Source organism: Streptomyces durhamensis (assembly GCF_000725475.1).
Lineage (GTDB): Bacteria > Actinomycetota > Actinomycetes > Streptomycetales > Streptomycetaceae > Streptomyces > Streptomyces filipinensis.
In genome coordinates, this window is record NZ_JNXR01000005.1 from 207,594 (window position 1) to 219,957 (window position 12,364).

11 protein-coding genes are annotated in these 12,364 nt (G+C 73.4%); 5 read left to right on the forward strand and 6 right to left on the reverse strand.

Features of this window, described 5'->3' with window-relative positions; all coding sequences use genetic code 11:
- Positions 1-132: 132 nt before the first annotated feature.
- Together IO33_RS0108695 and IO33_RS0108700 are read left to right on the forward strand one after the other, a co-directional pair.
- Positions 133-804 (forward strand): FadR/GntR family transcriptional regulator, encoded by a 672-nt coding sequence (locus IO33_RS0108695; RefSeq protein WP_031162142.1) that lies wholly within the window; start codon positions 133-135, stop codon positions 802-804.
- 166 nt (positions 805-970) lie between these two features.
- Positions 971-1,891 carry a PAC2 family protein gene (locus IO33_RS0108700; protein ID WP_031162144.1) on the forward strand — a complete coding sequence of 307 codons (921 nt, stop codon included), beginning with the start codon at positions 971-973 and terminating at the stop codon, positions 1,889-1,891.
- Positions 1,892-1,970: 79 nt separating this feature from the next.
- Here IO33_RS0108700 and mshC read toward each other — a convergent pair whose 3' ends face one another.
- The 4 genes from mshC to IO33_RS0108720 form a co-directional block, all read right to left on the reverse strand.
- Entirely contained in the window at positions 1,971-3,200 is a 1,230-nt protein-coding gene (gene mshC / locus IO33_RS0108705) for a cysteine--1-D-myo-inosityl 2-amino-2-deoxy-alpha-D-glucopyranoside ligase (RefSeq protein WP_031162146.1), read from the reverse strand.
- Between the two features lie 102 nt (positions 3,201-3,302).
- A complete protein-coding gene (locus IO33_RS0108710) occupies positions 3,303-4,130 on the reverse strand; it encodes an SCO1664 family protein (RefSeq protein WP_078963409.1) in 828 nt (275 codons plus the stop codon).
- Entirely contained in the window at positions 4,094-4,684 is a 591-nt protein-coding gene (locus tag IO33_RS0108715; RefSeq protein WP_031162150.1) for a DUF3090 domain-containing protein, read from the reverse strand. Before IO33_RS0108715 ends, IO33_RS0108710 begins: the two co-directional genes overlap by 37 nt.
- A 111-nt stretch (positions 4,685-4,795) precedes the next feature.
- Positions 4,796-5,482: a histidine phosphatase family protein gene (locus tag IO33_RS0108720; protein ID WP_031162152.1), complete on the reverse strand. Its 687-nt coding sequence runs from the start codon at positions 5,480-5,482 to the stop codon at positions 4,796-4,798.
- Between the two features lie 62 nt (positions 5,483-5,544).
- Here IO33_RS0108720 and corA point away from each other — a divergent pair, with 62 nt between their 5' ends.
- Positions 5,545-6,540 carry a magnesium/cobalt transporter CorA gene (corA, locus tag IO33_RS0108725; protein WP_031162155.1) on the forward strand — a complete coding sequence of 332 codons (996 nt, stop codon included), beginning with the start codon at positions 5,545-5,547 and terminating at the stop codon, positions 6,538-6,540.
- A 56-nt stretch (positions 6,541-6,596) separates the two neighbouring features.
- On the opposite strand, the gene IO33_RS0108730 is transcribed toward corA, so the two are convergent.
- Both IO33_RS0108730 and IO33_RS0108735 read right to left on the reverse strand, forming a co-directional pair.
- Positions 6,597-7,385: a ferritin-like domain-containing protein gene (locus IO33_RS0108730; RefSeq protein ID WP_031162158.1), complete on the reverse strand. Its 789-nt coding sequence runs from the start codon at positions 7,383-7,385 to the stop codon at positions 6,597-6,599.
- 245 nt (positions 7,386-7,630) lie between these two features.
- Entirely contained in the window at positions 7,631-8,686 is a 1,056-nt protein-coding gene (locus IO33_RS0108735; RefSeq protein WP_031162160.1) for an LLM class F420-dependent oxidoreductase, read from the reverse strand.
- 220 nt (positions 8,687-8,906) lie between these two features.
- On the opposite strand from IO33_RS0108735, the gene IO33_RS0108740 reads away from it, so the two are divergent.
- The gene (locus IO33_RS0108740; protein ID WP_031162162.1) at positions 8,907-9,890 is read left to right on the forward strand and encodes an aldo/keto reductase; all 984 of its coding nucleotides are present in this window, start codon (positions 8,907-8,909) and stop codon (positions 9,888-9,890) included.
- Positions 9,887-12,268, forward strand: coding sequence for a helix-hairpin-helix domain-containing protein (locus IO33_RS0108745; protein WP_031162164.1), 2,382 nt, complete (start codon positions 9,887-9,889; stop codon positions 12,266-12,268). The genes IO33_RS0108740 and IO33_RS0108745 overlap by 4 nt, the downstream gene beginning before the upstream one ends.
- Positions 12,269-12,364 lie beyond the last annotated feature (96 nt).

Consider the following 12,364-nt stretch of genomic DNA (forward strand, 5'->3'; position numbering starts at 1 on the left):
CCGGGAGGGGCGCCCCCGCGCCGACGGGGGCGCCCCTTTCGCCTGCCCGGGAGAGCCGGGCCACCCGGCCCGCATAATGGGGCGGAGACATCCGATGTCTGAGGCTTCGGGGCGGGCGGCAGGAGGCCGGTCATGGCAGTCACCGATGAGGCGATCGAGAAGATCAAGGACATGATCGTCTCCGGTGCGCTGCGGCCCGGGGACCGGCTGCCCAAGGAGAGCGAGCTGGCCGCCGAGCTGGGGCTGTCGCGGAACTCGCTGCGGGAGGCCGTACGGGCGCTGTCGCTGATCCGGATCCTGGATGTGCGGCAGGGCGACGGCACCTATGTCACCAGCCTCGATCCCCAACTGCTGCTGGAGGCGCTCAGCTTCGTCGTGGACTTCCACCGCGACGACACCGTGCTGGAGTTCCTGGCGGTGCGCCGGATCCTGGAGCCGGCCGCGACGGCGATGGCGGCGTTCAGCATCGGCGAGCAGCAACTGGACGCGCTGTCCGCCCAGTTGGACGCCCTCGGTGCGGAACCCTCGGTGGAGGAGTTGGTCGCGGCCGACCTGGAGTTCCATCGCGGCATCGTGCGCGGCGCGGGCAACTCGGTGCTGTGCTCGCTGCTGGACGGACTGTCGGGGCCGACCACGCGGGCCCGGATCTGGCGGGGCCTCACCCAGGAGGACGCCGTCGGGCGCACCCTGCGCGAGCATCGGGCGATCCTCGCCGCGCTGCGCGACCGGGACGCGGAGGCGGCCCGCTCCTGGGCGACCGTGCACATCGCGAGCGTCGAGCAATGGCTGCGCAGCACGCTGTGAAACGCCTGTGCCGGGCGGTCCCCGCTCCCTGTTGACGCGGGGTGTTCCACGGTGGCGAACGGGGCAGTGATCCGTTCACTCCCCCACGCAAGGGGGCTGCGGGCGCCCCCGCCGGACGCCGTAAGGTTGGTGAGTCAAGCGAGGGCACGTCGGAAGGAGGCACTGGGTGATCGAGCTGGAGGGGGTTCCCGAGCTGATCGACCCAGTCATGGTGGCCGCGTTCGAGGGCTGGAACGATGCCGGCGACGCCGCCTCCACGGCGGTCGCGCATCTGGAACGCGAGTTCAAGGGCGAGGTGTTCGCCGCGCTGGACGCCGAGGACTACTACGACTTCCAGGTGAACCGGCCCACGGTGTTCATGGACGGCGGTGTGCGCAAGATCACGTGGCCGACGACCCGGCTGTCGGTGGTCCGCGTCGGCGGCGACAAGCCGCGCGATCTGGTGCTGGTCCGCGGCATCGAACCGTCCATGCGCTGGCGCTCGTTCTGCAACGAGCTGCTCGGCTTCGCGCACGAGCTGGGCGTGGAGCTGGTGGTCATCCTGGGCGCGCTGCTCGGTGACACCCCGCACACGCGTCCGGTGCCGGTCAGCGGGGTGACGTCCGACGCCGACCTGGCGCAGCGCATGGATCTGGAGGAGACCAAGTACGAGGGCCCGACGGGCATCGTCGGCGTCCTGCAGGAGGCGTGCGCGCACGCCGGTGTCCCGGCGGTGTCACTGTGGGCGGCCGTACCGCACTACGTCTCGCAGCCGCCCAACCCGAAGGCCACGCTGGCGCTGCTCAACCGTCTGGAGGATCTGCTGGACCTGCGGATCCCGCAGGGCGAGCTGCCCGAGGACGCGCGGGCCTGGCAGGTCGGCGTGGACCAGCTGGCCGCGGAGGACAGCGAGGTCGCCGAGTACGTCCAGACGCTGGAGGAGGCCCGGGACACCGCCGAGCTGCCGGAGGCGTCGGGTGAGGCGATCGCCCGCGAGTTCGAGCGGTATCTGCGACGCCGGGACGTAGGCCCTCCGGGCGGCAAGCAGAGGCCTCCGGCCGGTGGCGGGGGGCCCAGGGAGGATGACGAGGACGGCTCGGAGGACTGAGGGCACGACTGCGGTACGGCCAAGGGGCGGTTCCCGTGCGGGGAACCGCCCCTTCTTTTCGTCGCCGGTGCCAGGGCGTTTAGAGAGCCACCCCGAGCAGCGCGTCCACCGCCCGTGTGACCAGGCCCGGGGCGCCGGTGTCGGTGCCGCCCTCCTGCTCCTGCCGGGCCGCCCAGCCGTCCACAGCCGCGAGGGCGGCGGGGGCGTCCAGGTCGTTGGAGAGGGCCTCGCGGATCTCCTCCACCAGCGCGTCGGCGGACGGGCCGTCGGGGCGGGAGACGGCCGAGCGCCAGCGCCCGAGGCGGGCCACGGCGTCCTGCAGGACCTGGTCGGTCCACTCCCAGTCGGCGCGGTAGTGGTGGGCCAGCAGCGCGAGACGGATGGCGGCCGGGTCGACGCCGTCGCGGCGCAGCTTCGAGACGAAGACCAGGTTGCCCTTGGACTTGGACATCTTCTCGCCGTGCAGGGCGACCATGCCGGCGTGGACGTAGGCCTTGGCCATGGGGAACGCGCCGGTGAGCACCTGGGCGTGCGAGGCGCCCATCTCGTGGTGCGGGAAGGCCAGGTCGGAGCCGCCGCCCTGGACGTCGAAGCCCATGCCGAGGTGGTCCAGGGCGATGGCCACGCACTCGATGTGCCAGCCGGGGCGGCCCCGGCCGAGGGTGGCGCCGTCCCAGCTGGGCTCGCCCTCGCGGGCCGCCATCCACAGCATCGGGTCCAGCGGGTTCTTCTTGCCCGGGCGGTCCGGGTCGCCGCCGCGCTCGGCGGACAGCAGCCGCATCGCGGCCGCGTCGAGGTTCGAGACCCTGCCGAAGTTCGGGTCGGACTCGACGGAGAAGTAGATGTCGCCCTCCAGCTCGTAGGCGGCGCCGAGGTCGCGCAGCCGCTCCACGAGCGGGACGATGCCGGGTATCGCCTCGACGGCGCCTATGTAGTGCTGGGGCGGGAGCAGCCGCAGTGCGGTCATGTCCTCGCGGAAGAGGGCCGTCTGCTGCTCGGCGAGGGCGACCCAGTCGACGCCGTCCCGCTCCGCGCGCTCCAGCAGCGGATCGTCGACGTCGGTGACGTTCTGGACGTAGTGGACCTGCCGCTTGGTGTCGAGCCACACGCGCTGAACGAGGTCGAACGCGTTGTAGGTCGCCGCGTGACCCATGTGGGTCGCGTCGTACGGGGTGATGCCGCAGACGTAGATTCGGGCGACGGGACCGGGGTCGAGGGTGACCGGACCGCCGGTCGCGGTGTCGTGGATCCTCAGGTCGCGGCCCTGACCAGGCAGGGCGGGGACCTCGGAAGCGGGCCAGGCATGCATGTACATGAGCCTAACCGGCCACGAGCTGCGTATACGAACGGGATCGCGCTGGATGGCCGGTTGGGCCCTCTTGCGTCTCGGCACCTGATGTGCTCGCGGTGCTCATACCGGCGGCCAGGGGATGGCCGGCCACTCCCCGCTCGGCTCCGGGTGGACGGGCGCGCTGAGCAGGGTGTCGACACGCGCGCGCGTGGCGTCGGTCTCGGCCGGGGTGATCAGTCCGGCCAGCCGCTCGCCCAGCGGGCCGCCGAGGGCGTCGCGCAGTCCTTCGAGGACCTCGACGGCCTCGGCGGTCAGGGGCTCCCCGGCCCAGCCCCACAGCAGGGTGCGCAGCTTGTTCTCGACGTTGAAGGTGACGCCGTGGTCGATGGCGTAGAGCCGCCCGTCGGGCGTGGGCAGCAGATGGCCGCCCTTGCGGTCGGCGTTGTTGATCACCGCGTCCAGGACGGCGAGCCGCCGCAGCCGCTCGTCGTCGGCGTGCACGAGGAGCGCGGTGCGGCCCCCGCCGACGTCGGCGAGGCCGATCGCCTTCCAGCCGGGCTCCGGTTCCTCGGCGTCGACCAGGGCGAGCAGCTCCGCGTCGGCCTGGGCCTCGATCCACAGCTGGCACATGCCCTCGCCGTACGGCCCGTCGCGCAGCACGGTGGGCGGGACGAGCCCCCAGCCGGTGGCCTCGGAGACCTCGTAGGCGGCCACCTCGCGGCCGGCCAGGGTGCCGTCGGGGAAGTCCCACAGCGGCCGTTCCCCGGCCACCGGCTTGTAGATGCAGGACGCTTCCCGGCCGTCGAGGGCGACGGTGCAGAACAGCGCGGCGTTGGACGCCTCGCGGATCCGGCCGCGCACCGTCAGCTCGCCCCGCGCGAGCAGCTCGGCGGCGGCCGTGTCGGGGAGCGTCACGCCCCTCGGCGGTATCCGTTCTGGCGCGGACATACGTGTCCTTCCGGATCGAGCGGGAGGCTGCACAGCGGGCACGGCGGCCGCCCGGCGTTGACGACGTCGAGGGCGCGCTTGGCGAAGGCCCGGGCCTGCGCGCCGGTCAGCCGGACCCGCAGCATCGGGGGCCCGTTCTCCTCGTCCTGGAGCAGCCGCTCCTCGGCCTCGGCGAGGTCTTCCTCGGTGTCGGCGTCCAGCTCCACGAGAGCCTGCGCCTCCACGATCATGCGCTGTTCCTCGCCGTCCCAGGCCAGTGCCATGGTGCCGACGCGGAACTCCTCCTCGATGGGGGTCTCCAGGGGGGCGGAGTCGGCGATCTCGGTGGGCGCCACGGCGGGGACGGCGGCGCTGCCGCCACTACGCCGTACGACCTCGTCGAGCAGTTCGTCCATGCGCTCGGCGAGCGCGGCCACCTGGGTCTTCTCCAGAGCCACGCTGGTCACCCGGGGGCCTGCGGTGGCCTGGAGGAAGAACGTACGGCGCCCGGGCAGTCCGACCGTGCCGGCCACGAAGCGGTCCGGCGGGTCGTAGAGGAACACCTGACGGGACACGTCCTGTCTCCATTGAGAGTGAGAGGGGGAGTGAGTTCGGGGGTCGCAGCGGTGCGGACCGGTGCGGAGGGGGCGAGTGTGTGGATCGCTTCACCCTACTGCGGCCGACGATCACGGTGCGCCCGCACCACCCCCGACCGGTGCGTCGCCCTCACCAGGTTCCTCGCGGGGGGCCAGTGAAGCGAAATCCCCGGTGTCCCCGAGGCGGACGAGGAACGGCCGCAGACGGGTGTAGCGGATCGCGGTGACGGAACACGGCTCCACGGAGATCCGCTGGAAGAGGTCGAGGTGGAGGCCGAGGGCGTCGGCGACCAGGGACTTGATGATGTCACCGTGGGAGCACATGAGGTAGACGGCGTCGGCGCCGTGGTCGCGCTCCACGCGCGCGTTCCACTCGCGCACGGCCTCGGCGGCGCGCGTCTGCATGGCGCGCATGGACTCGCCGCCGGGGAACGCGGCGGCCGACGGGTGGGCCTGGACGACCTCCATCAGCGGCTCGTCCTTCAGCTCGGCCAGCTTGCGGCCGGACCAGTCGCCGTAGTGGCACTCCCCGATCCGCTCGTCGGTGTGGGCGCGCAGGCCCGGGCGGGCCTCGAGCAGCGGCCGTACCGTCTCCTGGCAGCGCTGCAGGGGACTGGTGACGACCTCGGAGAGCGGCAGTGCGGCGAGCCGTCCGGGCAGCGCGGCGGCCTGGGCCGCGCCGCGCTCGTCCAGGGCGACGCCCGGCGTCCAGCCGGCGAGCACCCCGGAAGTGTTGGCGGTGGAACGTCCGTGCCTGACGAGGATCAGCGTGGGCATGCGGCCCAGGGTAGGCGTATCAGCGCCTGCACCAGTGACCGGGCGAAGGGAGAATGCGCTCCGTGATCGTCGACTGTGCGATTTACCGGCATGGGCACCGCACCGAGGGCCCGGAGGACCTGTCCGACGCGCTCGGCGAGGCGCGGGCGGCCGGCGGATTCGTCTGGATCGGTCTGCACGAGCCGTCCGAGCGGGAGTTCGGACTGGTCACGCAGGAGTTCGGGCTGCATCCGCTGGCGGTCGAGGACGCCCTCAAGGCACATCAGCGGCCCAAGCTGGAGGTGTACGACGACTCGCTGTTCATGGTGCTGAAGCCGGTCGTGTACGAGCCGGAGGGCGACACCGTCTCGACCGGCGAGATCATGGTCTTCATCGGCGACTGCTTCGTGGTCACCGTCCGCCATGGCGAGGGCTCGCCGCTGGCCGCAGTACGGCGCCGCCTGGAAGAGGAGCCGGAGATGCTCGACAAGGGCCCCACCGCCGTGCTGTACGCGGTCTGCGACGCTGTCGTCGACCACTATCTGGAGGTGGCCACGGAGCTGGGGACCGATCTGGAGGAGCTGGAGGCGGAGGTGTTCCGGCCGGAGGGCGGCGGCTCGCGGGGCACCGCGTCCCGGATCTACGGATTCAAACGGCAGATCCTGGAGTTCCGCCGGGCCACCGGCCCGCTGGCACTGCCGCTGAGCCGGCTGGCGGGCACGGGGCAGTCCGGGGGCGGGGTGCCGTTCGTGCACGACAAGGCACGCCCGTTCTTCCGGGACGTGGGAGACCACCTGATGCGCGTGAACGAGTCCGTGGAAGCCCTGGACCGGCTGGTGTCGGACGTCCTGTCGGCGCATCTGGCGCAGATGAGCGTGCGGCAGAACGACGACATGCGGAAGATCTCGGCGTGGGCGGCGATGGCCGCGGTCCCCACGATGATCGCGGGGATCTACGGCATGAACTTCGACCACATGCCGGAGCTGCACTGGCTGTGGTCGTATCCGGCGGTGATCCTCGTGATGGCCGCGCTGGAGGTGCTGCTGTACCGGCTGTTCAAGCGGCGCGACTGGCTGTGAGGCCCGTCCACGGGTTCAGGGGGTTCAGGGCCCACGCGGGTACGGGTCCACGGGGCTCAGGCGAACTCGTGGGCGGGGGTGGCGGGACCGCCGAGGGCGTCGCGGCGGCGGGGCGTGCGAAGGCCGACCATGCGCCGCCAGCCGCCGAGGCGCTCATAGGCGTACACCGCGTGGACACCGGCCGCGAGCAGGGCGTACTTCGCCCCGGACCAGCCCAGGATGCGGCCCATGCGGGCCATGACGGCGAGGCTGACGTCCCGGTGGACGCGGATCTCGGCGAGGGCGCACGCGCGCAGGGTGCGCTGGATCAGCGGGCCGTGCCCGGCGGCGGCGAACCGCAGCAGTTCCTCGTGGGTGTAGGCGAGGTGGTTGTCCTCGTCGTGGGAGATCACGCGTACGGCCCTGCCGATGTCGGGGTGGTCGGCGAAGTGCCGCAGGAGCACCAGCATCTGGTCGGCGGCGCGCTGTTCGGTGACCCGGCTGTGCGCGAGGTAGACGACGATGTCCTCCGCGGTGAGCGGTTCGTCGCGCCGGAGCCGGTCGTGGGCGAGACCGATGCCGTGCTGTTCCAGAAGCATCGTGTAGTCGGTCTCGGGCGGTACGGCGACGGGGGTGAGCCCGCGCTTCTTCAGCAGAGCGGTGAAGATGCGTCCGTGCTTGTCCTCGTCGGCGCCGTGGCGGGCGATCTTCGGGGCGAGCGCGCGTTCGCTCTGCGGCACCAGCGCGGCGATCCGCCCGTTCTCCCAGCCGCCCTGGGACTCCCCGGCGGCGGCGATGGAGCAGAAGAGCCGGAACGACTCGTCGTTGTCGAGGATCTCCTGGAACAGACTCCTGGCCGACACCATGGACGCCACCTCTCCGCACGTTTCCCGGCATTCCGCCATATTCCGCAAAGAAGAAGTCAAATGCTGGCAGCAAGGAGGCGCAACACGGGTGTCGGAAGCATCCGCCGAACGGGTCGGCCGGCTCGGCCGGACGGGGGAAAGAAGGAGCGCTGGGGTCGTAACCGCGCGGCGCCCGACGCGTTGTAACCGGTGACGGCCGTGGCGGGGAAGACCCCCCGAGCCCCCACCACGGCCGCTGAAGCCCCCTAGGCCAGACCGGCGCGCTCCAGGGCCTCGCTGCCGGCCCGCAGGGAGGCGATCCGCTCCTCCAGCGTGAAGCCTGCCGGGGCCAGGCTGAGCGTGGTGACACCGGCGGCGGCGTAGGCCTTCATCCGGTCGGCGATCCGGTCCACGGAGCCCAGCAGCGTCGTCTTGTCGATGAGGTCCTGCGGGATCGCGGCCGCGGCGCCCTGCTTGTCGCCGGCCAGGTACTTCTGCTGGATCTCGGCGGCTTCCTTCTCGTAGCCCATGCGCTGGGCGAGCTGGTTGTAGAAGTTCTGCTTGGCGCTGCCCATGCCGCCGACGTACAGCGCGGTGTAGGGGCGGAAGGTGTCCGCGAGGCGGGCCACGTCCTTGTCGTCGCCGACGGCCAGCGGCAGGGTCGGGCACACGTCGAACCCGTCGAGGGTCTTGCCCGCCTTCTCGCGGCCCGCGCGCAGGTACTTCAGGGTGGTGTCCTCGAGGTGGTCGGCGGCGGGGAAGATCAGCAGGGCGCCGTCGGCGATCTCGCCGGTCTGCTCCAGGTTCTTCGGGCCGATCGCGGCGATGTACAGCGGGATGTGCTCGCGCTGCGGGTGCACGGTCAGCTTGATCGGCTTGCCCGGGCCGCCGGGCAGCGGCAGCGTCCAGTGCGCGCCCTCGTACGTCAGCCGCTCCCGCGTCATGGCCCTGCGCACGATCTCCACGTACTCACGGGTGCGGGCCAGCGGCTTGTCGAACTTGACGCCGTACCAGCCCTCGGAGACCTGCGGCCCGGAGACACCGAGGCCGAGCCGGAAGCGGCCGCCGGAGAGGGAGTCCAGCGTGGCCGCCGTCATCGCGGTCATCGCGGGCTGGCGGGCCGGGATCTGGAAGATGGCCGAGCCGACGTCGATGCGCTCGGTCTGCGCGGCGACCCAGGACAGGACCGTCGCCGCGTCGGAGCCGTACGCCTCGGCGGCCCAGCACACGGAGAAGCCCAGCCGGTCGGCCTCCTGCGCCACGGCCAGATTGTCGCCGTCCATTCCGGCACCCCAGTAGCCGAGGTTGATCCCGAGCTGCATGCGCGCATCCCCTTACCCGTGAGTAACGTCCCTGTGGGGGTGACCTTAGCGCGGGGATGAGGGCCGGGTCAGTATCCGCGCGGCCGCGCGAGCGGAACCCGCCCCCGGCCGGCCGCGGCACAGGGCGCCGGGCCGGCCGCGGCACAGGGCGCCGGGCGGCCGGGCCCCCGTTATCCACAGGCAACCCACCGCACCGGTTCTGGCCAGTAATCTCGCCCGCATGGAGCAGAGGCATCTCGGCCGTACCGGCCTGCGCGTGTCCCGGATCGGACTCGGCACCCTCACCTGGGGCCGGGACACCGACGAGCACGACGCCGCGGACATGCTGAAGGCGTTCTGGGAAGCCGGCGGCAGCCTCGTCGACACCGCGGACGTCTACGGCGACGGAGAGGCGGAGTATCTGCTCGGGCGGCTGATGGAGGGCCTGGTGCCGCGCCGGGACCTGGTGATCTCCACCAAGGCGGGCAGCGTGCCCGACCCGGACCGCCGCTTCGACGGCTCCCGCGGCCATCTGCTCGCCGCGCTCGATGCCTCCCTGGGCCGCCTGGGCACGGACCACGTCGACGTGTGGCACGTCCACGCCTACGACCCCGACACCCCGCTGGAGGAGACGCTCCAGGCCCTCGACATAGCGGTGAGCAGCGGCCGGGCCCGCTACGCCGGCGTCTCCAACTTCTGCGGCTGGCAGCTCGCCAAGGCCGCCACCTGGCAGCTCGCGGCGCCCGGCACCCGCACCCGGCTGGCCAGCACGCAGTTGGAGTACTCGCTGCTGCAGCGGGGCGTGGAGCGGGAGGTGCTGCCCGCCGCGCTGGACCTCGGCGTGGGTCTGCTGCCCTCCTCCCCGCTCGGCCGGGGGGTCCTGACCGGCAAGTACCGGCACACCACTCCCCCGGACTCCCGCGGCGCCTCCGAGCACCTGGCCCCGTTCGTGGAGCCGTACCTGGACGACACGGCGACCCGCATCGTGGACGCGGTGACGACCGCCGCCGACGGGCTCGCCGTCACCCCGCTGCAGGTCGCCCTCGCCTGGGTCCGGGACCGGCCCGGCGTGGCCGCGCCGATCGTCGGCGCGCGCACCGCGCAGCAGCTCACAGCGGCATTGTCAGTGGAGGCCCTTAGTCTTCCTGACGAGATCTGCCGGGCGCTGGACGATGTGTCGGCGCCCGTGCACCGCTATCCCGATCACGACTGGAGCACGCTGTGAGCACGGAGCCGGAGACCACGGAGGACGCCGGGCCGGGGACACCGGACACACCCGGGACCCCGGACCGGGACACCGCGCCCGAAGAAGGCCGTGCCACCGGCCCCGGCAGCGAAGGCGGGGGCACGGACGGCGTGAGCGGGACCACAGACACGGACGGTGACGGCGGCGCCGGGGGCGGCGACGGTACCGACGCGGACAGCAGCGCCGAGGGCGGGGACGCGGACGGCGACAGCGGCGCCGGGGGCGGCCAGGGCACCGGCAGCGCCGGGGGTGGCGACGGTACCGACGGGAGCGGTGTCGAAGGCTCGCACGACGGGAGCGGTGACGGCGGCGACACGGGTGGCCAGGGCGAGGACGCGGCCCGGTTGTCCGAGGCGGAGGCCGAGTTGGCCGCGCAGCGGCTGGAGCGGGAGCGGATCGAGCGGCGCAAGGCCGAGAAGAGCGGCCCGATCCAGAGCGGCACGAAGCTCAGCGGCAAGGCGGCCGACCTGCTCGCGGCGGTACGGGCCGTGGAGAGCGGCGAGAAGCCGGTGACCGCGCCCTTCGCCGGGCCCGCGCCGGCGCCACGCCGCCCGGCTCCGGAGCCCGTACACCGGCCGCAGCCCGCGCCCGCCCCGGCCGTCGCCGCAGCCGCCGCCCCGGCGCCGGAGTCCGTGGAGGGCGTCCGCCGGGTGCTGGCCGAGGGCGGCGCGCCCGAGGCCCTGGCCGCGCAGGTGGCCGCGGCGCTCGGCGAGGGCGCCGACGCGGCACTGCGCGAGGATCCGTGGCAGCTGCTGCGGATCAGCGGGGTACGGCCCGACCAGGCCGACGGCTTCGCACGCGCGCTGCTCGGAGCCGCCTGCGGCCCGGGCGACGAGCGGCGCGGCCGTGCGGTCACGGTGTGGCTGCTGGAGCAGGCGGCGCTGGCCGGGCACACCGCGCTGGACCTGCCCGCGCTCATCGCGGCGCTCGGCCGGCAGAACGTGCCGGACCCGGACGCGGCGGTGCAGGACACGCTCGCGGAGGGCGAGGCCCTGGCGTTCCAGGACGCCCTGGAGGAGCAGCCGGGAGCCGCCGCGCCCCCGGCGGCGGAGGAAGAAGAGGGCGAGCAGGAGCGGCCGGTCCGCGTCCTCGTCGGCCTGGAGCGGTACGCGCTGGCCGAGGAGAGCCTCGCCGACGGTCTGGCCCGGCTGGTCAACTCGTTGGCCAAGGAGACCGAGCAGGCCTGGCAGGCGGCCGCCGACGCGGTGTCCGGCGGGGCCGCCGAGCTGGTGCGCGCGGTCGCCGGGCACGGGGTGGTGCTGCACACCGGCGGGGAGGCGGCCCGCGCCGAGCCGGCCGCGCTGCTCGCCGCCGCGCGTACGGCGGGCCTGCGGGCGTTCGGCGTCTGCCACACGCCCGACGGACGCCACCGCTTCGCCGCGCTGCAGGGCGGCGACGCGGCGGAGCAGGGCGTGGGCACGCTTGCCGGTCTGCTGTCCGGCGCCGAGGGACCGGGCCGCGACGCGGACGGCGCGCTGGAACTGGACCTGCTGATCGTGCTGGACGCCCCGCAGCTCGACGTGGAGAGCGCCGCGATGCTGGTGGAGTCGCTGCCCGACGGGGCCCGGCTGCTGCTCAGCGGTGACCCTGCGGTGTTGTGGTCGGCCGGTCCGGGGCGGGTCTTCGCCGACCTGCTCGCCGCCCGTGTCTGCCCGCAGATCGCCTCCCGTGTCCCTGACCCGGGCCCGCTCGGCGAGCTGGTCTCCGGCATCGGCATCGGCGAGCTGAACCAGGTCGCCGCCCCCGGCAAGGAGATCGTCATCGTCCCGGTGCGGGACCCGGGCGAGGCCGTGCACCGGACGGTCCAGCTGGTCGCGGACTCGGTGCCGCGGGCGATCGGGGTCCCGGCCGACCAGACCGTGGTGATCACTCCGGGGCACGGCGGCGCCGCGGGCACCCGTGCCCTCAACTCCGCCCTGAAGGAACGCCTGAACCCCGGCCCGGGCCGCTTCGGCGGCTTCGACCCCGGCGACCGGATCGCCTACTCCCCCGCGCCGGGCCGTACGGTGCCGGGCGTGGTCGTGCACGCCGACGCGGAGGGGCTGCACCTGACGTGCGCGGGCGCCCCGGTGGTCGTGCCGCGCGAGCGGGTGGAGGGCGCCGTACGGCACGGCTGGGCGCTGACCGCGCACCAGGCGGTGGGCACCCGCTGGCCGGCGGCGGTCGTGGTGCTGCCCGGCGACGCGGCGCAGGCGCTCAGCAGACCCTGGGTGTACACGGCGTTCGGCCGGGCGGAGCGGCACCTGTCCGTGGTCCACGGGGTGGAACAAGCCCTGCCGAAGGCGGTGGCGGAAGCCCCGGCCAAGCCCCGCACGACCCGCTTGCAGACGCTGCTGCGCACGCAGGTGCCGGCGTAGCTCTCCGCACCCCGCCGACCGGCCCCGTGCGCCCGCTCCGCGGCGGCGGCGCTCGGCCACGACGGCGGAATCCGGCGGTGCCGTACGGGGCTCAGG

Bases quoted from the DNA above. Each gene is read 5' to 3' on its own strand.
- IO33_RS0108710 (WP_078963409.1), bottom strand. From the start codon at position 4,130: ATGTCCGCGCCAGAACGGATACCGCCGAGGGGCGTGACGCTCCCCGAC.
- IO33_RS0108740 (WP_031162162.1), top strand. From the start codon at position 8,907: ATGGAGCAGAGGCATCTCGGCCGTACCGGCCTGCGCGTGTCCCGGATC.
- IO33_RS0108730 (WP_031162158.1), bottom strand. From the start codon at position 7,385: ATGGTGTCGGCCAGGAGTCTGTTCCAGGAGATCCTCGACAACGACGAG.
- mshC (WP_031162146.1), bottom strand. From the start codon at position 3,200: ATGCATGCCTGGCCCGCTTCCGAGGTCCCCGCCCTGCCTGGTCAGGGC.
- IO33_RS0108695 (WP_031162142.1), top strand. From the start codon at position 133: ATGGCAGTCACCGATGAGGCGATCGAGAAGATCAAGGACATGATCGTC.
- IO33_RS0108735 (WP_031162160.1), bottom strand. From the start codon at position 8,686: ATGCAGCTCGGGATCAACCTCGGCTACTGGGGTGCCGGAATGGACGGC.
- IO33_RS0108720 (WP_031162152.1), bottom strand. From the start codon at position 5,482: ATGCCCACGCTGATCCTCGTCAGGCACGGACGTTCCACCGCCAACACT.